This window comes from Winogradskyella forsetii (assembly GCF_013394595.1).
Lineage (GTDB): Bacteria > Bacteroidota > Bacteroidia > Flavobacteriales > Flavobacteriaceae > Winogradskyella > Winogradskyella forsetii.
The window spans coordinates 4,117,532-4,141,576 of sequence record NZ_CP053348.1 but is presented as its reverse complement, the minus strand read 5'-3'; the positions used below and the strand labels follow the sequence as shown (position 1 = coordinate 4,141,576).

Annotated in this window: 19 protein-coding genes, 1 tRNA gene and 1 pseudogene; 11 read left to right on the top strand and 10 right to left on the bottom strand. The window is 33.9% G+C overall.

Annotation, left to right across the window (positions count from 1 at the left end; all coding sequences use genetic code 11):
- Positions 1-44 precede the first annotated feature (44 nt).
- From HM987_RS17730 to HM987_RS17715, 4 genes are all read left to right on the top strand, one after another.
- On the top strand, positions 45-842 hold the full coding sequence (locus HM987_RS17730; RefSeq protein WP_179009343.1) for a universal stress protein: 798 nt from the start codon (positions 45-47) through the stop codon (positions 840-842).
- Positions 843-935: 93 nt separating this feature from the next.
- Positions 936-1,178 (top strand): GIY-YIG nuclease family protein, encoded by a 243-nt coding sequence (locus tag HM987_RS17725; RefSeq protein ID WP_179010137.1) that lies wholly within the window; start codon positions 936-938, stop codon positions 1,176-1,178.
- Positions 1,169-1,242 (top strand) — tRNA-Ala (locus HM987_RS17720). The genes HM987_RS17725 and HM987_RS17720 overlap by 10 nt, the downstream gene beginning before the upstream one ends.
- Before the next feature lie 90 nt (positions 1,243-1,332).
- Positions 1,333-3,696, top strand: coding sequence for a hybrid sensor histidine kinase/response regulator (locus tag HM987_RS17715; protein ID WP_179009342.1), 2,364 nt, complete (start codon positions 1,333-1,335; stop codon positions 3,694-3,696).
- Between the two features lie 15 nt (positions 3,697-3,711).
- Here HM987_RS17715 and HM987_RS17710 read toward each other — a convergent pair whose 3' ends face one another.
- From HM987_RS17710 to HM987_RS17690, 5 genes are all read right to left on the bottom strand, one after another.
- Positions 3,712-4,551 carry an alpha/beta hydrolase family protein gene (locus HM987_RS17710; RefSeq protein WP_179009341.1) on the bottom strand — a complete coding sequence of 280 codons (840 nt, stop codon included), beginning with the start codon at positions 4,549-4,551 and terminating at the stop codon, positions 3,712-3,714.
- Positions 4,548-7,310, bottom strand: a complete 2,763-nt coding sequence (locus tag HM987_RS17705; protein WP_179009340.1) for a PD-(D/E)XK nuclease family protein — start codon at positions 7,308-7,310, stop codon at positions 4,548-4,550. Before HM987_RS17705 ends, HM987_RS17710 begins: the two co-directional genes overlap by 4 nt.
- 67 nt (positions 7,311-7,377) lie before the next feature.
- Positions 7,378-8,775, bottom strand: a complete 1,398-nt coding sequence (locus HM987_RS17700) for an OmpA family protein (protein WP_179009339.1) — start codon at positions 8,773-8,775, stop codon at positions 7,378-7,380.
- Positions 8,776-8,911: 136 nt separating this feature from the next.
- A complete protein-coding gene (gene kbl, locus HM987_RS17695; protein WP_179009338.1) occupies positions 8,912-10,105 on the bottom strand; it encodes a glycine C-acetyltransferase in 1,194 nt (397 codons plus the stop codon).
- A 128-nt stretch (positions 10,106-10,233) separates the two neighbouring features.
- Positions 10,234-13,365, bottom strand: a complete 3,132-nt coding sequence (locus HM987_RS17690) for a UvrD-helicase domain-containing protein (protein ID WP_179009337.1) — start codon at positions 13,363-13,365, stop codon at positions 10,234-10,236.
- A gap of 115 nt (positions 13,366-13,480) precedes the next feature.
- On the opposite strand from HM987_RS17690, the gene HM987_RS17685 reads away from it, so the two are divergent.
- Entirely contained in the window at positions 13,481-14,089 is a 609-nt protein-coding gene (locus HM987_RS17685) for a superoxide dismutase (RefSeq protein WP_179009336.1), read from the top strand.
- A gap of 572 nt (positions 14,090-14,661) precedes the next feature.
- Here HM987_RS17685 and HM987_RS17680 read toward each other — a convergent pair.
- The 3 genes from HM987_RS17680 to HM987_RS17670 form a co-directional block, all read right to left on the bottom strand.
- Complete coding sequence (locus HM987_RS17680; RefSeq protein WP_179009335.1) at positions 14,662-16,560, bottom strand: amidophosphoribosyltransferase; 1,899 nt, start codon at positions 16,558-16,560, stop codon at positions 14,662-14,664.
- An 87-nt stretch (positions 16,561-16,647) separates the two neighbouring features.
- The gene (locus HM987_RS17675) at positions 16,648-17,574 is read right to left on the bottom strand and encodes a PfkB family carbohydrate kinase (protein WP_179009334.1); all 927 of its coding nucleotides are present in this window, start codon (positions 17,572-17,574) and stop codon (positions 16,648-16,650) included.
- Positions 17,575-17,884: 310 nt separating this feature from the next.
- Complete coding sequence (locus HM987_RS17670; protein ID WP_179009333.1) at positions 17,885-18,673, bottom strand: AAA family ATPase; 789 nt, start codon at positions 18,671-18,673, stop codon at positions 17,885-17,887.
- Between the two features lie 55 nt (positions 18,674-18,728).
- Between HM987_RS17670 and HM987_RS17665 the strand changes: the two genes are divergently transcribed.
- Positions 18,729-18,977: a hypothetical protein gene (locus HM987_RS17665; RefSeq protein ID WP_178991629.1), complete on the top strand. Its 249-nt coding sequence runs from the start codon at positions 18,729-18,731 to the stop codon at positions 18,975-18,977.
- On the top strand, positions 18,977-19,255 hold the full coding sequence (locus tag HM987_RS17660; RefSeq protein WP_179009332.1) for a type II toxin-antitoxin system RelE/ParE family toxin: 279 nt from the start codon (positions 18,977-18,979) through the stop codon (positions 19,253-19,255). Before HM987_RS17665 ends, HM987_RS17660 begins: the two co-directional genes overlap by 1 nt.
- 122 nt (positions 19,256-19,377) lie before the next feature.
- On the opposite strand, the gene HM987_RS17655 is transcribed toward HM987_RS17660, so the two are convergent.
- Together HM987_RS17655 and purN are read right to left on the bottom strand one after the other, a co-directional pair.
- Positions 19,378-20,022 (bottom strand): ribonuclease H1 domain-containing protein, encoded by a 645-nt coding sequence (locus HM987_RS17655; RefSeq protein WP_179009331.1) that lies wholly within the window; start codon positions 20,020-20,022, stop codon positions 19,378-19,380.
- A 366-nt stretch (positions 20,023-20,388) separates the two neighbouring features.
- Positions 20,389-20,946 (bottom strand): annotated as a pseudogene (gene purN, locus HM987_RS17650) (phosphoribosylglycinamide formyltransferase); the annotation flags it as partial.
- 185 nt (positions 20,947-21,131) lie between these two features.
- Here purN and HM987_RS17645 point away from each other — a divergent pair.
- The 4 genes from HM987_RS17645 to HM987_RS17630 all read left to right on the top strand — a co-directional run bounded on the left by HM987_RS17645 (position 21,132) and on the right by HM987_RS17630 (position 24,043).
- On the top strand, positions 21,132-21,365 hold the full coding sequence (locus HM987_RS17645) for an acyl carrier protein (RefSeq protein ID WP_013750595.1): 234 nt from the start codon (positions 21,132-21,134) through the stop codon (positions 21,363-21,365).
- A gap of 13 nt (positions 21,366-21,378) precedes the next feature.
- Positions 21,379-22,629, top strand: coding sequence for a beta-ketoacyl-ACP synthase II (fabF, locus tag HM987_RS17640; RefSeq protein WP_179009330.1), 1,251 nt, complete (start codon positions 21,379-21,381; stop codon positions 22,627-22,629).
- Between the two features lie 7 nt (positions 22,630-22,636).
- Complete coding sequence (gene rnc / locus HM987_RS17635) at positions 22,637-23,377, top strand: ribonuclease III (protein ID WP_179009329.1); 741 nt, start codon at positions 22,637-22,639, stop codon at positions 23,375-23,377.
- Between the two features lie 186 nt (positions 23,378-23,563).
- Entirely contained in the window at positions 23,564-24,043 is a 480-nt protein-coding gene (locus HM987_RS17630) for an IPExxxVDY family protein (protein ID WP_179009328.1), read from the top strand.
- The last annotated feature ends 2 nt before the right edge of the window (positions 24,044-24,045 follow it).

Here is a 24,045-nt window from a genome sequence, read left to right as displayed (position 1 = left end):
ATAATGTTTACTTTTGTGCCAATATAAACTTCAATTTTCTAATTATGAAAACGATATTAGTTCCTGTTGGGTCCTCTAAAAACGCACAATCACATCTACAATATGCTGTTGATTTTGCAAAAGCGTTTGGTGCAAAAATATATGTTGTTCAAATATATAATGTTTATACCAAAGCTGGTACAATGATTAAGATAGATCATATATTAGAAGCTGAGTCAAAATCCTTTTTAGAAACGCATATGGCGTCCATTGATAAAAAAGGGGTGGAGGTAATTGCTAAAACGTTTAAAGGGAAATTAATAGACACATTAGAAAAGGTGTGTAAAGCATTGGAAGTTGACTTAATTGTTTTAGAACCACGCACCAACTCCATAAAAGAGGAAGTTTATTTAGGAAAAACATCTGGTAAAATTATAAAGCAAACACAGATTCCGGCTTTAATTGTTCCTGAAGGTTATACGTTTAAACCATTTTCAAAACTTTTGTTAGCCCTAAAATCCGCTACGATTAAAAAAGAAAATGTCTTGTATCCATTAAAAGCGATTAAAACACAATTCGAAGCAGACGTTTCGCTTCTTTTGGTAAAAACACCACATCATAAAAAACATGATTTTGATGTCAATGATGAATTAAAATCTATCATTACTACAACCACAAAGGCTGAAAGTCCTACAACATTTATGGCTTTTTTAGAGCATTACAAGGAAAATAATCCGGATTTATTATGTGTAGTAAGACGAAAAAGAGGATTTTTTACTAAGCTTTGGGAGAAAAACACCATTTTAAAGAAGGATTTTCATAGTACTAAAATGCCTGTTTTAGTTTTAAGTGGGTTGAAATAAGTTATATTTACAAAATAATATTTGGGGATGTAGCCCGCCTGAACGAATTCATTCGGGCAGGCTCAGTTGGCTAGCTTGATATTTTACGCAATAATGTTTACGGTTTATATCATATATAGTATTAAATTTGATAAATACTATATAGGCATGTCATCAGATACTGTAATTCGGTTGAAAGCACATAATGCAGGTCATGTAAAGTCAACAAAACCATATAGACCATGGAAGTATATTTATCAAGAAGAGCATAAAACAAGAATAGAAGCTCGAAATCGTGAAAAATATTTAAAATCTGCAGCAGGTCGACGATGGAGGAAAAATAATTTGGGGATGTAGCTCAGTTGGCTAGAGCGCTTGACTGGCAGTCAAGAGGTCGTCGGTTCGAGCCCGATCTTCTCCACAGAAAGCGTGTTTCGGCACGCTTTTTTTATTAAAATAAAACTGACTTAATATTTTTTTCGTATGTTAGCACCAGTTTAATGCCCCAAACATGAAACGAATCTTACTATTAACCTGCTTGTTAGCATCAACATTGTATGCTCAAAAATCAGCTTTCGATCCTGAAAGTTCCACTGGTCAACTATTTGAATATTCTGAATATGTCCATGTAGATAAAACGGACTATACCATTGAAGAGGTTCTAAATAATAAAGAACTATCCTATAAAAAATTGGAATCTGCAAACCATGATTTTGGTTTTACCTCTGATAATTATTGGATAAGATTCCGATTGAAAAATACTTCAGATTCTGAGACGTCTTACTATCTAAAAACAGGACGGCCAATTACCGATGTGATTAATTTGTATGAAATTAAACCAGAAATCAGAACATTTAAAAATGGCGACCAAAATGCCTTTAGCGAGCGTGATGTAGAACATCGTGAAATTATTTTTAAAATAGATTTACCGGCACAAGCAGAGCAGTTGTTTTACATGAAAATGACGAGTGATGGTGAAGCCATAAATCTCCCACTTACGTTATATGATGAATCCTCATTTTTTATAGATAACTATAAACAACAGTTATTTCTAGGTCTTTTTTATGGTGTTTTATTATTAGCAGGTTTTATATACCTCTTTTTCTATAGCAGTTTAAAAAATAGAACCTTTTTATACTATGGTATTTACGTGTTTTCTATTGCCTTAATGCAAGCGGCTTTAGATGGTTTCATCTATCAATATTTATTTCCAAACGGTGGCTTTTTTAATAGCCGAATGGTGCTTATAACCGCTATCTCCTCAAATTTCTTTTTGCTTAAATATTGTGAACATTTTTTAAACGTAAAATTCAACTTACCAAATTTTAAAAAGGCATACAATGCCATTTATGCTAGTTTAGCTATAGTGTTTTTGATGCTTTTTATAAGTCCAAAGACCTTTGAATTGGCGTATCCAATTAGTAACATCAATGGTTTGTTCAGTTTGATGCTCATTTTGGCTACTGTGTTTACAATGTGGTACAAACGTATTTCTGTAGATATATATTTCAGCTTGGGCATATTGTTTCTCGTTATTGGATTACTTGGTTTTGTAATGAACAATTTAGGACTGTTACAAAGTAATTTCTATACCTTAAACAGTTCTAAGTTTGGTTCTGGCATAGAAGTAGTTCTGTTATCACTATCCATGACCAATCTTATTAAAAAATTAAGACAAGACAACGAAAAATCCCAAGCATTAGCTCTGAAAAAGTCAGAGGAAATTAGTGAGCTTAAAACGTATTTTATGTCTAATATTAGTCACGAATTGCGCACGCCAATTAATGCTATAATGGGAATGGCAGAATCCGCACTTTCTGATACCAATAACGATAAAGAAAACATAGAGAAGTATCAAATTATTAAAAATGCTTCTATGAGTTTACTGAGTAATGTAAATGATGTTTTAGACTTTGAACGCATTGAGAAAAATGAACTTCATCTCAAGGAGGAAGAGTTCAATCCTGTTTCAATTTTAAAGGACATTAGTAATAACTGGAAGTTTGAAGCACAGAAAAAAGAATTGAATTATAGTTTTGAAATGGATTCTGAAATTCCGCTAAAAGTTTGTGGTGATGCGGATCGTTTTGCCCAAATTATAAATAATGTTTTGGCGAATGCTGTAAAATTTACAAACGAAGGTCATATATTCTTGAAATTAAAATGTTTAACGAAGCCTAACAGCATTACTCGATTTTATTTTCAAATTTCTGACACAGGAGTTGGAATGGATGAAGAAAGTAAAAATCACATTTTTGACAGTTTTAACCAAATGCGCTTAAACAATAAACGTCAATTTGGAGGCATTGGTCTTGGGCTTACCATTTCAAAGCATTTAATCAGCTTGTTTAATGGAACACTACAAGTAGAAAGCGTTGCAGGCGAAGGAACTGATGTATTTATCGAAATTCCTCTAGTACGTATAGCAAGTGAATCAGTTGAAGAAGATACATCTAAAGTCCTTAAAACTATAGATACGAAATTAAATATTCTTATTGTTGAGGATAATAAGCTCAATCAAATGGTCATGAAAAAATTGTTGAGTAGTTTTCCTGATGCAAGCTTTACTGTAGCTGAAAACGGAAAAGAAGCTATTACGGCACTTAAAAATGACGTTTACAATTTAATCCTTATGGATTTGCAAATGCCTATTATGGATGGCTATGAAGCTACTGCGATAATTAGAAGTGGTGATTTAGGGAAGTTAATTACTTCTATTCCTATAATTGCCGTGACCGCAGACGCAACCGAAGCAACTAAAAAGCGTACCTTAGCCTTGGGAATGAATGATTACATGACCAAACCCGTAAAAAAAGATTTGCTATTTGAAAAAATTAGTAACTGTATCAATACGCATAATTTAAATGTGGCTTAAAACAGTTAGTTAATTTCATTTTAAAAAGCTTATAACAGCATCAAGCATTTGGTTTAGCGCAGCTGATAGCTTATTTTCATTCCAGGGATGGTTGGTATTAAACACATGGTCTGCATCTTCAATAACCTTAAATTCGCTATTAGGATTCCATTTCTGTAAAGCTTTTGCTTCACTAATGTTTACGGAAGTATCATTCGAACCATGAATGATTAAATGTGGAATTTTCAAGTGTTTTTCAGCAGATTCAATATGAAGTCGATTTTCGTTGGCTTTAAAATCTTCGTAAAATTGATAGTAATGTGGCATTTGCTGTTTTGTTCTGCCATTTAAAACATACTTAACGCCATTTTCTTTCCAATCTTTTAAATCACCACTAATAGAAGAACGACTACCAAAATCGCTTACACTTGCCAAAGTGATTAGCTTTTTGATCCTCTGGTCTTCCGATGCTTTAATAATTGTAATTCCACCGCCACGGCTATGACCAATTAGGTTGATGTCTGAGATGTTGACGTTTGGATTCGTTTTGAAATGACTTTGGGACCAATTGATAATCGCCTCCAAGTCACCGAGTTCTTTGGTGTAATTATTATGTCCAAAAGCTTCCAAATCTGGAAAATCAATTGGGTTGTCCATTGTGCCTCCATTGTGTGAAAAATTGAACTTTACAAAACAAAATCCAGCTTCAGCGATATGTTCTGCCATAAGGTTCCAAGCTCCCCAATCCTTAAAACCTTTATAGCCATGGCAAAATATGACGATAGGTTGATTTATTTTTTCTTCAGAATAAAATGTATCAATTAAGATGGATTTTTTATCCTTTCGTTCTAAAATTATATTTTTATCTATGTTCATCTTTCCAGTTCTTTTTCAATAAAATTTAGCTTTGGGTTGCAGATTTCCGAGATGAGTTTTTTTAATTCAATTTCAAAATGATCTAAAGTTTCATCAGTTATTAATTGGTCTTTTGTTCTCGCATGGGAGGATGGTTTTTTACCGAATTTTAAAAAGCCTCCATTGAGATTTTTAAATGAAATGATTCCTGCCTCAATTGGCAATTGGATGAGTTTTTTTTGTCGCATCATATAGGCATAGCACAAAATTTGAAACGATTTACTGTATTTATCAAAATCTGTTGTTATTGCTTCCCAATCAAAAATTTCCACGTTGTTTTGCTCTACTTTTCCAGACTTATAGTCAATCACTCTAGTGACGCCGTTAAAGCTATCAATTCTATCTACTTTTCCTTTTAGTTTAATAGGAAAATCTAAACCTTCAATTTTTATGTCAATAGTTTCATCGGCTTCTATCAACAAAATTTTAATTTCATTTCCGTTTTTGAGACTCTCGATTTCTTGATTCAGAAAATTTGAAATGTAACGTTGGGCAATTTCAAAAATGATGAGGTTTTTTCCACTTGAAAAGCCATTTTTGTTATATAGCTTTTCAAAATGTTTGGTAACCATGCTTTTGATCTGAATTTTAAAGGTTTTAAGGTGTTCAATAGTTAAAAGTGAGCCCTCCAAAGGTTTGTAAAAATCCTCAAGCGAATTATGAATAACAGAGCCCAAAGTATTGGCTGCAATGTTTTCTTCGACTTCTTCAAATTCTTTAATACCCAATATTTTTTCATAATAAAAATCCATTGGATTTCTTATGTAATTGGTTAAAGAAGAAGGCGAAAAACCTTTTTCTGAAAGGACTTTTATGTGTTCAATAACTGAAGGTGATTTAATAATTTCAGTTAATTTTTGTTCAATAATCGGGACTTCTGGTGTTATAATTTTATGTTTAATATTATGGATGCCTTCAATATTGAGTTGTGTGATAAATCTACTTTTTTCACCTCCTTTTAGGGCATCTATTTCCGTGTTGTATAAAATATAAACATTTTTTGCACGCTGAAGAAGCCTATAGAAGTGATACGTATAAACGGCATCCTTGTCTTTAAAGGTGGGTAGCTTGTTTTCAATCTTAACATCAAAGGGGATAAAGGAATTATTGGTTTTTCCTGACGGCAAAATGCCTTCATTGACAGAGCTGATAATCACGGTCTCAAAATCCAAAACACGAGATTCCAGCATACCCATAATTTGAAGTCCTTCTAACGGTTCGCCTTTAAAATCTAAAGTTTCTGAACTCAGCAGTTTTTTGTAAATGGTCTGTAAAGCGGCAATTGAGTTGAGATAGTCATAGTTGGAATTTAATTCCGTCAATTGATTGAACAAAATATTGAAACGGTAGAGATATTCTAATTCTAGACTATGATTTTGTTTGTCGTTATCAAAATTCGCTTTCATTTTAAAAATGAGTTCAGAACATTGTTTCAAGGCGATTTCAGGTTGATTTTCCCAAGATTTAAAAAGTAAATCGATGCTTTCTGAATGTGAACTTGCTATTTGTTTAAGCTCTGAAACCGTTAGATAAACCAAGTTATGCTTTTGAATATGGGCAACAATAGTGCTTGAAACATTATTGGTATCAGTTTCAAATAATGGATAAATAGATGGATGGGAAAGCAAACTTATGACATCTTTGAAATAAAACTGGCTTGGATTATTTTTATGGGTGACAAACAACTGTTCAAAGAATGAGGCCAAAGGCACAAACTGCAAGGCTAAACCCATAGTCACATTGAGTTTAGTAATAGTTTTAGGGATTGAATTAAGAACAGGAAGTAAAAGCTGTTCTTCTCCTAAAACGACAGCAATTTTTGACAAGTTGGTGTCTTTCTCAGTCAATTCTTCTAGAATCTGACCGATGTATTTTGCTTGTCCAACTAGTTTGGGGATACCAATAGCGTGTATCTTTTTTTCTTCCGAATAATGCGACGTTACCCAATTAAATGGATGAGTTTTAAAATAAGACCATTGGGTTCTATGTTGCCTCGTAAACCATCCTGCATCGTGAATAGTATCATCAATAAAAGAGGTATCAATATCCCAATAAATGTGAGCCAAGTTATTATTAAGTAAGCCTTGTATAATTTTGGTTTCAGCAGTGTTCAATGCATTGAAACCTAAAAAAATATGGGTTCTATCATTTGGTTTTTCAATATAGGACTCTAAGTTTGCAACCGCTTCTCTGTAAATAAGACCTTGATAGCCTTGCTTTGTTTGTAACAGGTTGTTTCTAAAAGCCGCATAATAGTTTTTAAGTTGTTTCCAGAATTTTAGATGGTTCTTTATGAGTTGCGTTGGGTTAGTTTCTAAAGACCAATGATTAAGCTCTATAATGGCACTTAAATAATCAAAAATATGTTCTGGGGGAATGAGGTATCTGTCAACTTCGTTGAAATCCTGTAATAAAATTTGTGCCCATTTTGAAAATGATTCGAAAGATTCTTGTTCATTTTCGGGTGTTAGGCTTTTATAGGTTTCGTAAAGCCGAAAGATTAAATCTGTATTCGGTAATGTTTGTAAACCGGAAAGGTCTTCCACAAATTCTTCAATACTGAGTATTTGAGGGGTGAAAATCGGTTGCCTTATTAATGTTGAAAGATGGTGTTTTAGAAAAACACCAGCACGTTTACTGGGAAGTATAAAATATAAATCTTCTAGATTTAACTTTTTGGATTGAAGATCCAGAAGAACGGTTTTTATAAAAGGTATCATTTTATAAAAATAAAAAACGCTCCGAATTTCGGAGCGTTTTTAAAATATATTTTAGAGGTGTTTGTAATTAGTTTTTCAACTTCACTTCTACACGTCTGTTTTCTTTTTTACCAGCGCTAGTTTTGTTAGATGCGATTGGATTTTCCTCACCGTATCCTTTTGCTGTTAATCGGTCTGAATTAATACCATTAGCAATTAAATAATCTCTAACTGCATTAGCTCTTCTATCAGATAACGCTAAGTTCATTGATTTAGAACCATCACTATCTGTATGACCTTCTATTGTAAAGTTAGCTTGTGGATATTCTTTAAAGATAGCAACCATTGATTGCAATACTTGATCTGTTTGCTTTTGGAAAGTTGCTTTACCTGAATTAAACAAGATAGATCTAGAATATTCGTTTAAAGTAGCCATCACTTCTTTAGTTGGCTCAACTTTTGGACATCCATTGTTTGAAACTTCTCCAGCTTCATTAGGACACTTATCATCTTTATCTAAAACACCGTCACCATCAGTATCTGGCCAAGGACAACCATTGTTTGCAGCAGGACCAGCTTCGTTAGGACAGTTATCATCTCCGTCAGCAACACCGTCACCATCAGCATCTGGACATCCCATTAATGCTTTTAAACCAGCAACATCTGGACACTTATCATCTTTGTCAATAACACCATCGCCATCAGCATCTGGACAACCGTTAAATTCAGCTAAACCAGCAGTATTAGGACAGTCGTCTTTTGAATCTTGAATACCGTCGTTATCAGAATCTGGACAACCATTAAAGATTTCTAAACCAGCTTCTTCTGGACATGCATCGTCTTGGTCGTAGATACCATCACCATCAGTATCAGTACCACCAAACTTAAATGTAAGACCAACTGAGTGTTGGAAATGTTTTGTTAAATAATCTTCAAAAGCATGCTTGTAAGTAGATTCAAGTGATAAACCTAAGTTTTCAGAAAACCAAATATTTAAACCTACAGTTCCATTTAAAGTTCCAGCTCCGATTTCATCTACCCAAGTGTAACCACCACCAACGCCTAAATAAGGATCGAAAACTTTACAGTTAAGCGCTTCCATAAAGCTGTATGACACTCTACCGTCAAGTCCGTAATAAGTTAAGTCATCAACGCTGTTTGTAGTTTCTACACCTGTTACAGGATCGAAATTAGAACCAAACTTGTCAATTCTATTGATAGAACCTTTAGCAGTAAAGGTGAAACCGTCACTAAGGTATCTAGAAATTGAGACTGTAGAAAGCGAAGGAAGGATATTCCAATGGTCTGATACATTAAAGTACTCGTCAAAATAGTCACCTTGTGGTGTGTCTTCTCCTACTGGGTAAACGTCTACTGCGTTAGCTCCAATTGTAATAGCCCAGGGATTGTTCTTGTCTTGAGCATTAGAAGTGCTAAAACTTGCGATAAGCACTGCAACAAAAAATAATCTGCTAAGATTTTTCATATTCTAATTAATTTTAATTTTTAAGTGTTAATTGTTGGTAAAAGTAAGATGTTAAAATTTATTAACAAAGACAAATATATAAAATTATTGGGACATCGCCCTAAAATGGCGTGTTTGAATCAATAATTATGTGATATCAGATAACATTTAGCGATTTTCCAACTTTTATGAAAGCAGAAATTGCTTTATCCAACTGGTCTTGGTTATGTGCCGCAGATAGTTGTACCCTAATTCGAGCTTTGTCTTTTGGTACCACAGGGTAAAAGAACCCAATAACATAAATACCCTCTTCCAATAACATGTTCGCCATATTCTGCGATAGTTTGGCATCATATAACATTACTGGGACAATAGCTGAATCACCATCTATGATATCAAAGCCAGCTTCCTTCATGCCTTTTTTGAAGTATTTTGTGTTCCAATCCACTTTGTCTCTCAAGGTCGTATCGTTTTTGAGCATATCAAACACCTTAATAGAAGCACCAACAATTGCGGGAGCCAAAGAGTTTGAAAATAAATAGGGTCTAGAACGTTGACGCAATAATTCCACAATTTCTTTTTTTGCTGTAGTGTAACCTCCCATTGCGCCACCCATTGCCTTTCCTAAAGTTCCGGTAATGATATCAATTCTGCCTAAAACGCCTTTGTCTTCAAGTGTACCGATGCCAGTTTCTCCGATGAAACCTGTGGCATGGCATTCATCTATCATAACCATAGCATCGTACTTGTCTGCCAAATCACATATTTTATCTAAAGGTGCAACTAAACCATCCATAGAAAATACACCATCGGTTACAATAATTTTGAATCGTGCACCATTGGCATTCGCTTCAATTAATTGTGTTTCTAAATCCGTCATATCATTATTTTGGTAACGGTATCTGGCAGCTTTGCACAATCTAACCCCATCTATTATTGAAGCATGGTTCAAAGAGTCTGAAATTATAGCATCTTCCTTCGTTAATAGTGGTTCAAAAACACCTCCATTGGCATCAAAAGCGGCAGCATACAATATGGTGTCTTCTGTGCCATAGAAATCGGCAATCTTTTGTTCCAATTCTTTATGGATATCTTGAGTACCACAAATAAAACGAACAGAGGACATCCCGAAACCATGTGTGTCCAACGTATCTTTTGCCGCCTGAACAACATCTGGATGTGATGATAAGCCTAAATAATTATTCGCACAAAAATTTAATACTTTTTGTCCCGTATTTAGGGTTATTTCCGCACCTTGTGGCGATGTGATTATACGCTCTTCCTTAAAAAGCCCAGCGTCTTTAATAGATTCTATTTCTTGTTGTAAATGATTTTTTATATCTCCGTACATAATTTTAATTTTGATTGTTCAGCAAAGATACTGAACTCATTTTGACTTTTTGCATTTAACCGAAAATGAGAAGAAATTCATCCATTTTTTAGGGAATAGAAAAGTTAAGAAAAGTTCACAAAAAAATATTAGACTTCAAGAACTTCAATAGTGTCATTTATATAAACCAATAATTTATGTGTTACCGTTAAATTCATCTCATTTAAAATAGCTTCATAATTGTTAAGTTGATTTGCATGAAATTCCTTAGCCTCACCAGTTTTGTAGTCAATAATTATCGCTTCATTCTTTGAATTGATATTTAAACGGTCAGGCCTTAAAAGTTGACCAGAGTTGGTAATAATGTCACGTTCATTATAAACCTTAAAATCATCTTGAAAATAAGGTTCTAATTTAGGATGTTTTATGACCTCTATTACTAAGCTTTTTAATGCTTCACTATTTTGAGAGGTCACATCACCTGAGACCAATAAATTGTTAAACGCAACATCGAGATCTCCAATCGTTTTGACTTTCGATAAAATTAAATGCACCAAATTACCACGCTCAATAGCTACTTCTTGTTGTGTATTCCAAAGCAAGCCAGATTTGGTTACAATATTCAAATTATGGTCTTCTTTTGAAACTGAAATTAATTTCAGAGCACTTGAAGTGGTTTCTTTTTCTGAAATCCTTTCATTTAGTTTCAACGTGCCATAATTATAATTCAATTGGTTATCGTTCCATTTATTTTCCTTAATTAAAAAATTAATAAACTTGCCTGCATAGGTGTTTTCATTCACAAGGCCTTTTGAACTTATATCCTTTTTAGAAATGATATACAATTGCTCAACAGCTCTTGTTAAAACCACATAAAGCAAATTGAGATTATCTAATTCTAATTGTGATTGATGTGTTTTATAAATTTGATTTCCTAAATCCCCAAAATGTTCGACATCCTTGTTATAGTTAAGTAGCAACATATCGAAACCATTATAATCTTCAGCTTCAACAGGAAACCAAACTTTAGGCTCCAGTTCTTTATTTATATTAAGATCTGCATAAGGAAAAATAACCACTGGAAACTCCAAACCTTTCGATTTATGAATGGTCATAATCTGAACCGCATTCATATTTTCTGGAGTTACTACAGTTAATTTGTCCGCTTTATTTTCAAAATAATGGATAAAGCCGCCAACATCTGCATTTTGCTTTTGTGTGAATTCCAAAACGACATCTAAATAAAACTGAAGATAGGCATCAGGTTCAGTATTCAAATTAAATTGTCTAACGACATGTTCTACCAATTCATAAAGCGGTAATTGAAGACATTGGTTTTTGTCGATATCAATATTTAGTTGTTTTAATTCTGAAAACATTTCCTCTAGATTTTCCTTGAGATACGAAGTGAAAAATTGATGTTTGTCTTCAATTTGATGTTGTTCTGCTAAATAGGAGAGGACGTCGATTTTTAAGCTATCATTTGTAGGTTGAATGAGTAGCTTTAAAAACGAATTAATGAAATTAACCTTATCCGAATTCTTTAAAAGCAAGGTTTCCGACGAAGTGATTTTTATACCATTCTCATTCAAATAATTCGCAATAGCAACGCCTTCTTTTCTTTTTCTGACCAAAACACAAATGTCATCTAGTGGAAATCCATTTTCTTGGCATTGTTTTATGGTATCCAAAACTTCCTTGGCATATAATTCATGAATATCATCCTCTTTCTGAACATCCAAAAAATTAAGGTTCACATAACCTTCGGAAGCATTATGATTTTTTTGCTTTGCTTTTTTAAAAAGATCAGCATAGGCGTCTTCACTAAAAGCCGTTTCACTGAGATAGTCGAAAAACGAATTATTAAATTCAATAATCGCTTTGGCACTTCGGTAGTTGGTTTCTAATGGCAACACGTCAGCCTCAAGGTGAAAAGGATTATCTACCTTATTATAAAGTTTAATAAATTGTTCTGCTTCGCCACCTCGCCATCTATAAATGGCTTGTTTGGCATCACCAACCAACATGGCATCACCATTGGCTGCAGAAAGTGCATTATCTAATAATGGTACTAAATTGTCCCATTGCATTTTAGAAGTGTCTTGAAACTCATCTATAAAATAATGTTTGAATTTTTCGCCCAAACGTTCATAAATGAAAGGTGTAGGTTGATTTTTAATTTCTTTGCTTATGATAGTGTTGAATTCTGAAATCAACAATTTATTTTGGTCAGATTTTAAAGTATCCAATTCATGTTTTATGGCATTTAAAACTGAAAGTGGGGTGATATTTCTATAAAATCCTTTTTTGAGCATTATTTCGAAAATGGACCGTTTTGAATTCAAAAAATAGTCCGCTAATCGTGGTTGAATGGTATCTATGGTTGAAGCAACAAATTCTGAAACGCGTTTTGGGTACAGGGAATTGCCTTCGATTAAATCATTCTGCCAGGCAGCATCAAAACCAACCGAAAATTGCTTATCGCTTAATTTCTCAAAATGCTTGGGAAGCGAACTTCTGTTGAAATCATCGAATTGTAAGCCTGACTCTTCAATAAGCGTTAAGGCGGTATTGGCACTTTTTACGATAGCGTCTTCTTGTTGAAGAATTTCTTTTGATAATTGTTGTTTTAAAACCTTAAAATCTTCAAGCGTTTTGGTACTGAAAGTATTAATGGCAAACAGATCATTTTCATTGACCAATAATTTCGAAATTTTATTAAAATCATAACTAATATCCCAGCTTTTGTCATCATCGGCTTTTTCGATCGCGAAATCCACCAGTACTTTGGTCAAGGTTTTGTCACTTCCTGCTTTAGCGATAAGACTGTCAACAGCTTCATTTAGAAGTCGTTCTTGGTCTAATTCGACTTCAAAATTCACTGGTAATTTTAAATCGTGCGCAAAAGTTCTAATCACTCTGTGTGTAAAACCATCAATAGTAGAAATATCAAACGCACCGTAATTATGAATGATGTGTTTTAGGATATGTTTTGATTTGTCGTGTAATATTTCGGGTTGAATGTCTAATTCTCCACAAATAGCTTCAAACATGGGATGTGGATCAGTTAGGCTTTCTTCTGAAGAAAAAGATTTCAGCATATCTATAATGCGCTCTTTCATTTCACCAACTGCTTTATTAGTAAAGGTAATTGCTAAAATAGATTTGAATTGGTCGTAGCTTTTAGACTGAATAAGTATTTTCAAATAGGCTTTGGCTAGCGTAAATGTTTTTCCGCTACCAGCAGAGGCGTTGTATATTTTGAAGGCTGAATTTGGCAAAAGATTAATTTTATACCAAAATAGGGAATCTTAATAGTTTATTAAGAGAAATTTATAGACAAAATTGTAAATTTGAGTTCAAACAATTTATTAACCAATTAAAAACAAAAAGATTATGGCTTTCGAATTACCGAAATTAAAATATGCTTACGATGCTTTAGAACCAAATATTGATGCTCGCACTATGGAGATTCATCATACTAAACATCACCAAGGCTACACCAATAAATTAAATGCTGCTATTGAAGGTACGGATTTAGAAGGAAAAACAATTGACAATATTCTTATCAATTTGGATAAGGATAACAAAGCTGTTAGAAATAATGGTGGTGGATTTTATAATCACTCGTTATTCTGGGAGATTATGAATCCTGAAGGAAAAGGACGTTTGTCCGGAGACTTAAAAGATGCTATTGAATCAAAGTATGGTTCATTTGAGGCGTTTAAAGACGAGTTTTCTAAGGCGGCTGCAACACAATTCGGCTCAGGTTGGGCTTGGTTATGCGTACACAAAGGCGGAAAGGTTGAAGTTTGTTCGTCGCCAAACCAAGATAATCCATTAATGCCAGGCGTTGGTTGCGGAGGCACACCGATTTTAGGACTGGATGTTTGGGAGCATGCTTATTATCTAAAGTATCAAAATAAAAGACCAGAATATATTGAGGCGTTTTTTAATGTCATTAATTGGAACGAAGTTGAGAGACGCTATGCTGAAGCTAAGTAACAATATATAAAGAAGACTGCTGTAAGATTTTTTAATCCTTGCAGTTATTTTGAAACAAAAAATCCGAGCCTAAATAAAAAGGCTCGGATTTTTTTATAGTATGAATTTGAATTTTTACGTGAAATTAATGAGACACCTATTTTCGTGGGTATAAAATGAAAAAGGGCGAACAGATGTTCACCCTTTTTGCCCCAAATCTACCATAAACTTAACCTACTTATGTTATGGTGAGTCAAATATAAGAGGACATTGTGAACGTGTTCAATTTTTTGGACAAACGACCTATAAATTAGTCTAAGCGTGGAAAGTACGGTGTTTATGACCAAATTACTGTAGGATTAGGACTTGATGGAAATTGCAACTTAAAGTATTACTTTAATTAAAGGGCATAAAAAAAGGTGAAACGAGTTCACCTTTTTTTGCCCCAAATCTACCATGAACTTAACCTACTTATGTTATGGTGATACCAATGTAGATGTAATTTGTTAAAACGAATTAAAAATCGGACAAAGTGCGTTTATATCCGATAAAATACATATTTTATCGGATAAAAGGCTTTTTTATGTTAATGTCTAGTAGGCACGCTCTTTATTCCCTTCGTAAAAATTAATAAAAGCTCTATTTACAACTCTATTACCTCCAGCAGTTGGGTAATTCCCTGTAAAGTACCAGTCACCTAAGTTTTTTGGGCAAGCTTTATGCAAATTTTCAACAGGTTGAAAAATAATTTTGACTTCGGCGTTTATATTTTCTCCGCCAAGTAATTCAGAAATCTTATCTGAAATTTCTTCATCCGAAAAACTATCATAGATTTCTTTGACGTAGTTAACCACGTTTTTATCTTTCATGTTGACTTGTTTGAGACATTTATTATAGACCTCTTCAACAATATGATAGTTGTTATTGTCCTTTAATAATTCCAACGCAGCTCTAAACGCGACTAAACTTTCAAGGTTTGCCATATCGATGCCATAACAATCTGGGTAGCGTATTTGAGGCGCAGAAGAAACCACCACTATTTTTTTAGGATTTAATCTATCCATCATTTTAATGATACTTTTTTTCAACGTGGTACCTCTCACAATACTGTCGTCAATAATCACTAAGTTGTCGTTTGGTTTAATTACGCCATACGTGACATCGTAAACGTGTGCTACCAAATCATCCCTACTACTGTCTTCGGTAATAAAAGTTCTTAGCTTAACATCTTTAATAGCTATTTTTTCAATTCTTGGTCGTTCAGATAAAATTTCGGTAACCTTTTCTGCCGAGAGCTTACCGCCTCCACTGAGAATAGAGTTTGTTTTCTTTTCGTTGAGGTGATCTTCAACTGTTTCGATCATACCATAAAATGAGGTTTCTGCGGTATTTGGAATATATGAGAACACACTATTTTTTGTGTCATTATCAATGGCTTCAAGAACTTTTGGCATTAACAATCGACCTAGCTTTTTTCGTTCCTGGTAAATTTCGGCATCACTTCCACGTGAAAAATAGATGCGTTCAAAAGAACAGGCCTTACGTTCTAAAGGCTCTAATATTTTTTTGATTTTAGTAGTACCAGATTTTTTTGTGATGATCGCATGTCCTGGATCTAATTCCTTCACAGATTCAAAAGGCACATTAAAAACTGTTTGAATAACAGGACGCTCTGAAGCCACAACTACAATTTCATCATCCTTATAATAATAAGCTGGTCTTATTCCTGAAGGATCCCTTAAAACAAAAGAATCCCCATGACCTAACAAACCAGCCATGGCGTAACCGCCATCCCAATTCTTCGCTGCTCTCTTTAAAATTTTACCAACTTTTAAACGTTCTGCAATTAGTGGCGAACACTCATTTTTATTATAACCTTCTTTTTTTAAGTCTTTATAAATTTTTGAAACGGCATCATCTAAAAAATGACCAATTTTTTCCATTACAGTAATGGTGTCAGCCTTTTCCTTTGGATGCTGGCCAATTTCAATAAGGTTATCGAAGAGTTCGTTAACATTGGTCATATTAAAATTACCAGCCACGATGAGGTTTCTGTGCATCCAATTGTTTTGTCTTAAAAATGGATGAACGCTTTCTACGCTGTTTTTTCCAAACGTACCATAGCGTACATGACCTAATAAAACTTCACCTATATAAGGAATGTTCTTTTTCTGTAAAGCAACGTTATCTTGGTAGGCTTCGTTTTTGGTCAATTCGTCGTTAATACGCTCATTGATTTGGGCAAAAATATCTTGTATAGGTTGTTGGGCAATAGAACGCACACGACTGATGTAGCGTTCACCAGGCTTAACGTCTAATTTTATACTTGCAAAACCAGCACCATCTTGTCCGCGATTATGCTGTTTTTCCATCATTAAGTACATCTTGTTAACACCATAAAAAGCACTTCCATACTTTTCTTTATAGTATTCTAAAGGTTTTAAAAGCCTGATAAGTGCAATTCCGCACTCATGTTTTAAAGCATCACTCATGATTTTTTCTCTTTCTTTTAGAGATTCTGTAACTCCCGAATCGTCGGGACAGAATAAAAAAATGCGCTCAATTATGAGCGCATGGGTTTAATTTAATTCGATATCAAATTGTGTTAGACTCTTAAACTGGTCTAATCGTTCATAAATTTCTTTATCTGTTATGGTTTGCATACGCTCAGTTCCAAACTTTTCGACGCAGAAGGATGCAAGTGTAGAGCCATAGATGACGGCCGTTTTCATGTTTTCAAAAGAGAAGTTACCGGTTTTTGCTAAATAACCAGCAAAGCCTCCAGCGAAAGTATCACCAGCTCCAGTTGGATCGAACACTTCTTCTAAGGGAAGGGCAGGAGCGTAAAATATATTATCATCATGAAACAATAAAGCACCATGTTCCCCTTTTTTGATGACCACATATTTTGGTCCCATATCTTGAATCTTTCTGGCTGCAACAACTAGTGAATATTCACCAGTTAATTGTCTAGCTTCTTCATCATTTATAGTAATAACGTCAATATGTTTAATTGTGTTGTGCAAATCTTCTAAAGCACAATCCATCCAAAAATTCATGGTATCTAAAATGACCAATTTTGGTTTTTCAGACATTTGGTTTAACACACTCATTTGCGTATTTGGATGCAAATTGCCTAACATGACGACTTCGGCATCTTTGTAATTTTCGGGCACTACAGGTTCAAAATCGGCAAGTACATTTAGTTCGGTGGCCAAGGTATCGCGAGAGTTCATATCGTTATGATATTTGCCACTCCAAAAAAATGTTTTCCCTTCTTTTACAATTTCGATACCAGAGACATCGATATTTCTATCAGACATTAAGTCCAAATATTTTTGTGGAAAATCGCCTCCAACTACAGAAACAACTGCAGCATCTACATTAAAATTAGAAGCCGCCAAGCCTATAAAGGTGCCAGCTCCACCAAGTATTTTATCGGTTTTTCCAAAAGGGGTTTCAATAGCATCAAAAGCTACCGTACCAACAATCACTAATTTACTCATCACCTAATTTTGAATTAAGGTGCAAAAGTACGTGAAATAAAATTGAAATCGAAACCGAACTTGAAGAAGAAATCGAACTAAAAAAGAGATAATACCGCTTCGCTTTAGGACATAAGATGTAAGACTTGTTTTTGTTGTGAATTGATAAAATTGAACTTAAAAACGAATTTGACAAAGAAAAAAATGTAAGATTCGTTTTATATTTTAGGAAACTAGGGTTTCAACTCTCATTTCATAATTGCTACGAAGGACAAGTACGCTCAACCTTACAGACTGCTTAACAACAAACAACTTAACAACAAACAACAACCTAAAGATGTCTCAAAAAAGTCTCAGGATTATTGAGAAAAGATTTTGTAACCGTATAATGTTCTGTGTCTTCTAAAGCTGTTTTTTCCATGCCATTTGGAGTGATTTCATAAATAGTAGCATCAGGATAGGCTAACAACATTGGTGAATGTGTTGCAATAATAAATTGCGAGTTGTGTGTTTTTAAATGTTGATTTAAAAATGAAATAAGTGTGAGCTGTCTTGCGGGAGATAATGCAGCTTCTGGTTCATCTAATAAATAAATGCCTCTGGAGTTTATTTTCTGATTCATAATTTGTAAATAAGCTTCTCCATGAGAAAATGTATCTAACTCCTGACCAAAATTTTTCCGTACATGATGCAATTGATGGTTGGCACTATCTTTCATCTGATCTACAATATGTTTAGGAACGTTTTCCCCTAAATCTCCTAATTGGCTAGCAATAGAAGCATCAGCTCGGTGAATACTATTGAGGAAATCACCAAAATCTTCAGCTCTAAAAAAGAAACCAACCGAACGTTCTATCTGCCATGTTAATTCTAAATATGGCAATAAGGTTTTTGCGGCATCGAAACTTTTTTTAGAATAACCAACACCATCCATGTGCGGCAATTGCAATCTGTAGGCAATAGCTTCTAAAAGTGTGGACTTCCCTGAGCCATTTTCGCCCACCAGAAAAGTGATTTTGTTAGAGAAATCTAGATGCTTAGCATGTTTAATGGCAGGAATATCGTATGGAAATGGATGCGTACGATCGGTATTGATATTTATGGTTTTTAGGTATGGCAATTTTAGGTGTCTAATTTACGATAAATATACGTATATTTATCGTAAATATTACGTTATGAAAACAAATAATAAACGAAAAGAAGTTGTATTAGATGAACAAACTATTACCATTCTTAAAGAAAAGGCGAAGCAACAAGGTAGAAATTTAAAAAATTACATGGAGTTTATACTTAAGGAAAATGCTTATGCTTTCGAACCTTCTGAGGACTATAAGTTGATGATGGATAGGATGATTGATGACCATGAGAAAGGCAAAACAAACTACACACCTTGGGAAGATGTGAAAAAAGAACTTTTAAAATAATGGGATTTGAAATTGAATTAAGTCATTTCTCAAAAATTGATTTAAAAGAAGCACGTGATTATTATTTTGTGATATCTCCAGTTGTATTAAAACGGTTTGATAATGAGTTATCTGAAACAATGGAAAGAATTGCCATAAACCCTCAATATTTTCAAAAGGGTAATCGCAACAGAAAAATTGTGTTTACTAAAGAATTCCCTTTTGGTATTCATTATTTGGTTGACGGAAACACGGTTTATATTCAAAGAATCCTACATCAAAAACGACATTATCAATAAAACACCATAAGTTTAATTTTCAACATTTTAAAAAGTGTATGGAAATTCTAAGTACTAATAGTTCAATATTTTCTCAATAAACGACCCAAAATGACTCAATAACTTAATACACTTTTTAAAAATTACTTCCTCCCAAAATCAGCAGGTATTTCTCCCCAAGCCTTAGTTTCCCATTTTACAATTGTTGTGGAATAGTCATTAGTCTTTAACCATTGTACAGCACGATCTACCAAATCGTAAACAGGTTTGTTTTTAGCATTACGTTCTAGCTTAGAATTACATGTTTTTTTCCGCACCCAACTCATAGCGGTTTTAGAATCCGTGTACATTATACGGTCGCTATTGTGATTTTTTAAAAATGCTAGACCGTGAACCAAAGCTAAAAATTCGCCAATATTATTGGTGCCTTGTTCAAAAGGACCTTGAATGAAAAGTTGCTTTTTAGTTTTGGTATCCACACCTCTGTATTCCATGATACCAGGATTGCCACTCGAAGCTGCATCAACAGAAATAGAGTTGAAGTTGGGTTGTCCTATTTTTTTAAGTTCTGCTTCGGAAAGTCCGCTGGTAAATGATTTGTTTTTTCCAACGTAGTCAAAGTAATTTCCTTTTAGTGCTTTTTTTGCGGCTTCAAAATTTGAAAATGATTTGTACTGTGCTCCATCAAAACCTTTGATTTGGGCTTTGCAGTCGTCCCACTTTTCAAAAACTCCTGTTTTATGGCCTTTCCATACGGTGTAATATTTTTTTTTCTTTTTTTTTGACACGTGTTTCACGGATTTTTACTGTTTACTAAAACTCCTTAACCAATCTCTTACATAAATATCATTGTAAGAATACCATTGTGTTGAAATGGCATAAGAAAAACCATTTTTATCAATTTTATATTTCCAAGTCCACCTATTGTTATTAGTATGGATAATAGCTTCTTTTCTTTTAATACTGTCCCAATGCTTAGGAACCTTAATTAAAATCGGAAAATTATTATTAAATGTTTTTTTACTGAAATCTTTATCGCAATATTTATCCAATTCTTCAGAAGTCAAGTTTTCTAGGATATTATGTATTTTCTGTTGTATTTCTTTATTGGAAAACAGTCTGTCTTTCTTATTGGAATTTGGATTTTGAGATTTCAAAACATCCTCAACAACTTTAGGAAAATGCTCCATCTCCAACAAATGAATCTTTCCAGCGACATCTTCCGCCGAATCCGTAGCTAAAACCTCACATTTTGATTGAAATATAATCGCTCCTTCATCATAATTCTCATTGACATAATGAATAGTTATTCCTGTTTCGGACTCTTTATTTTTAACTACAGCTTCGTGCACATGCATGCCGTACATTCCTTTTCCGCCATATTTTGGCAATAGTGCAGGATGGATATTAATCACTTTATTTTCAAATTCTTTCAAAATGAATTCAGGAAATTTCCAGAGAAAACCGGCTAATACAATGAGGTCTGGTTGTGATGCTTTTAAAATATTCAACACATCTTCAGACTTAGAAAAGGCGATTCTATTAAAAGATAATGCGCTAACATTCAATTTTTTACAACGCTCTAAAACTTTGGCATGAGGATTGTTAGTTAGTACCTGAATAACAGACGCTTTATCGCTGTTGTGAAAAAACTTTATTAAATTTTCAGCATTACTCCCACTTCCGGACGCAAAAATTACCACACGTTTCATTTTACAGCTATATCAGTTTATATTTATTCAAACAAAAAAAAGAATAATAATTAACAATTAGTGCAAAACCAAAATACTTTATCTTTATTTTTACTAAATTACAAACACATTTTAAAGGTAAAGATGAATATTCAAATAAAGTTTTTTATTTTTGCCATCTAATTAAAACTTAAAATTAAAAAATTATGTCAGACATTGCATCACGAGTAAAAGCGATTATCGTAGATAAATTAGGTGTTGATGAAAACGAAGTTGTAACTGAAGCTAGCTTCACTAACGATTTAGGAGCGGATTCATTAGATACTGTAGAATTAATAATGGAATTTGAAAAAGAATTCGATATTCAAATCCCAGACGATCAAGCTGAGAACATTGCAACAGTTGGTCAGGCCGTTTCTTATATAGAAGAAGCAAAATAATACCTCTATTTTTATGGAATTAAAGCGAGTCGTAGTAACGGGTTTAGGTGCACTTACGCCAATAGGAAATACCAAAGATGAATATTGGGATGCTCTTGTTAGTGGAAAAAGTGGTGCCGCAACTGTCACACATTTTGATCCCGAAAAGTTCAAAACACAATTCGCTTGCGAAGTAAAAAACTTTGAAGTTACTGACTTTATTGACAGGAAATTAGCGAAGCGAATGGATAAGTTTTCGCAGTATGCAATGGTCGCTTCTGATGAAGCTATTGTGGACTCAAAACTAGACCTAGACGCTCTAAACAAATTGAGGGTCGGAGTGATTTGGGGAGCTGGTATTGGTGGTTTAGAAACATTTCAAGAAGAAGTGTTAAACTATGCTGCTGGTGACGGAACACCTCGTTTTAATCCGTTCTTCATTCCAAAAATGATTGCTGATATAGCACCTGGAAACATATCTATAAAATATGGTTTTATGGGTCCTAACTATACTACAGTATCTGCATGTGCTTCCTCTGCAAATTCAATGATTGATGCCTTAAACACTATACGTTTAGGACATTGTGATGTCATTATTACAGGTGGAAGTGAAGCTGCAGTTACTATTGCTGGTATGGGAGGATTTAATGCTATGCATGCGATGAGTACTCGTAATGATGATCCAAAAACAGCTTCTAGACCATTTGATGCTAACCGTGACGGTTTTGTGTTAGGCGAAGGTGCTGGTGCGATTGTATTGGAGGAGTACGAACACGCCAAAGCAAGAGGCGCTAAAATCTACGCAGAAGTTGTAGGTGGTGGTTTATCTTCGGACGCGTATCATATGACAGCGCCACATCCTGATGGAATAGGTGTTGTTGCAGTAATGAAAAACTGTTTGGAAAATGCTGGTTTAAATCCGGAAGATGTAGATCATATTAATACACACGGTACATCGACACCATTAGGTGATGTTGCCGAGTTAAAAGCTATATCTGAAGTATTTGGCAAACACGCTAAAAACATAAATATTAATTCCACTAAATCTATGACAGGTCACTTGTTGGGTGCTGCTGGAGCTATTGAGGCTATTGCTTCGATTATGGCAATGGAGCATGGTATTGTACCACCAACAATCAACCATGAAACGGCTGACGAAAACATAGATCCAGAATTAAATTTAACGCTCAATAAAGCTCAGAAACGAGATATTAAAGTCGCAATGAGTAATACCTTTGGATTTGGCGGTCACAACGCTTGTGTATTATTTAAAAAACTAGATTAAATCCCGAATGAGCTTCATTCGTAACATATTAAATTCCCGCTCTCATGAGAACGGGGATTTTTTTTTGCAACTCAAAAAAATTCTTGGATTTAAGCCCAAAACAGTATCAATTTATATAAAGGCCTTTACACATCGTTCCATGAATATTAAGGACGATAAAGGCAATGTTATTAACTATGAGCGCCTAGAATTTGTTGGTGACGCTATTCTTGGTTCTGTTATTGCAGCTTATTTATTTGAAAAAGTGCCACATGGTGATGAAGGATATCTTACAAAAATGCGCTCTAAAGTAGTCAGTAGGGAACATCTTAATAAGTTAGGTAAAGAACTGCGTCTTATCGATTTTGTAGAAAGTAAAATTCCGAAGTCTAATTTTGGAGACAATATTCATGGCAATCTTTTTGAAGCTTTAGTTGGTGCTATTTATTTGGACAAAGGTTACAGTTTCTGCGAAAAATTTGTCTATAAACGTGTTATAAATCCGCATGTGGATATTGAAGCCTTGGAAGGAAAAGTAATTAGCTACAAGAGTTTATTGATAGAATGGTGCCAGAAGGAGAAAAACACATTTGATTACCAAGTCTATGAAGATACTGGCAACGACGAGCTAAAACACTTTTCGGTAAAATTATCCATTAATGATAAAGTGGTTTCAAAAGCAAGAGCGACTTCAAAGAAAAAGGCCGAAGAAAAAGCGTCAAAACGTGCTTTTTTTGCCTTTCAAAATGAAATAACAAAATTGCATTAACGTAGGCCTATTCAAATTATAAAATCCATCTAACTATAACGTTTTCGTAAATTTTTGCACTCAATCTTAACCTATTCTTAATAAAATTGCCCTTTTATTATACTATATTTACGAATTATACGAATTAGATTTTCAAATTTTTCATGTAAAGTTTAAAAATTCAATTGGTTTTAAGGTTATAATTGTATGGCTCTGCACAAACTTCAGGTGGATGATTTTTATGATGATTCCTTTAAACTAATTGCGATACATTGTCGATTGGAAGATTATAGATTGGCCTATTTGATCAACAAATATTTAGGGCTTAAGTTAGAACGTAAGGATAAGGACATAGACTTTAAATATTTAGAGTCGTCTTACAGTATATTTGAATGGGATAATGAGACAGAATACATACTGTGGAATTTAATTTCTAATATGTGTAAAAAGGAAGAGGATGGTTTAGCGAGTACGGGAACGTTATTTAATAAGAGTGAAAAAGTACTTAAGACATTCAATTTAATTTCTGAATTCAAAAAAGTGGATTATTTCATAAAGATTTCAGATGAAATACAGAATGTAAACGAAAAACTGATCGTACATAAATTACAAGCCATTCCACAAATAATTACTAGTTATACGGTAGATCCGTTAAAAATAAAATCGAAAGACCATTTAATTTTTTGAAT

What these genes read in the sequence shown, in the direction of transcription:
- fabF (WP_179009330.1), top strand. Translation starts at nt 21,379, where the DNA reads ATGGAATTAAAGCGAGTCGTAGTAACGGGTTTAGGTGCACTTACGCCA.
- kbl (WP_179009338.1), bottom strand. Translation starts at nt 10,105, where the DNA reads ATGTACGGAGATATAAAAAATCATTTACAACAAGAAATAGAATCTATT.
- HM987_RS17725 (WP_179010137.1), top strand. Translation starts at nt 936, where the DNA reads ATGTTTACGGTTTATATCATATATAGTATTAAATTTGATAAATACTAT.
- HM987_RS17685 (WP_179009336.1), top strand. Translation starts at nt 13,481, where the DNA reads ATGGCTTTCGAATTACCGAAATTAAAATATGCTTACGATGCTTTAGAA.
- HM987_RS17705 (WP_179009340.1), bottom strand. Translation starts at nt 7,310, where the DNA reads ATGATACCTTTTATAAAAACCGTTCTTCTGGATCTTCAATCCAAAAAG.
- HM987_RS17730 (WP_179009343.1), top strand. Translation starts at nt 45, where the DNA reads ATGAAAACGATATTAGTTCCTGTTGGGTCCTCTAAAAACGCACAATCA.
- HM987_RS17680 (WP_179009335.1), bottom strand. Translation starts at nt 16,560, where the DNA reads ATGAGTGATGCTTTAAAACATGAGTGCGGAATTGCACTTATCAGGCTT.
- rnc (WP_179009329.1), top strand. Translation starts at nt 22,637, where the DNA reads ATGAGCTTCATTCGTAACATATTAAATTCCCGCTCTCATGAGAACGGG.
- HM987_RS17700 (WP_179009339.1), bottom strand. Translation starts at nt 8,775, where the DNA reads ATGAAAAATCTTAGCAGATTATTTTTTGTTGCAGTGCTTATCGCAAGT.
- HM987_RS17660 (WP_179009332.1), top strand. Translation starts at nt 18,977, where the DNA reads ATGGGATTTGAAATTGAATTAAGTCATTTCTCAAAAATTGATTTAAAA.
- HM987_RS17715 (WP_179009342.1), top strand. Translation starts at nt 1,333, where the DNA reads ATGAAACGAATCTTACTATTAACCTGCTTGTTAGCATCAACATTGTAT.
- HM987_RS17645 (WP_013750595.1), top strand. Translation starts at nt 21,132, where the DNA reads ATGTCAGACATTGCATCACGAGTAAAAGCGATTATCGTAGATAAATTA.
- HM987_RS17630 (WP_179009328.1), top strand. Translation starts at nt 23,564, where the DNA reads ATGGCTCTGCACAAACTTCAGGTGGATGATTTTTATGATGATTCCTTT.
- HM987_RS17710 (WP_179009341.1), bottom strand. Translation starts at nt 4,551, where the DNA reads ATGAACATAGATAAAAATATAATTTTAGAACGAAAGGATAAAAAATCC.
- HM987_RS17675 (WP_179009334.1), bottom strand. Translation starts at nt 17,574, where the DNA reads ATGAGTAAATTAGTGATTGTTGGTACGGTAGCTTTTGATGCTATTGAA.
- HM987_RS17665 (WP_178991629.1), top strand. Translation starts at nt 18,729, where the DNA reads ATGAAAACAAATAATAAACGAAAAGAAGTTGTATTAGATGAACAAACT.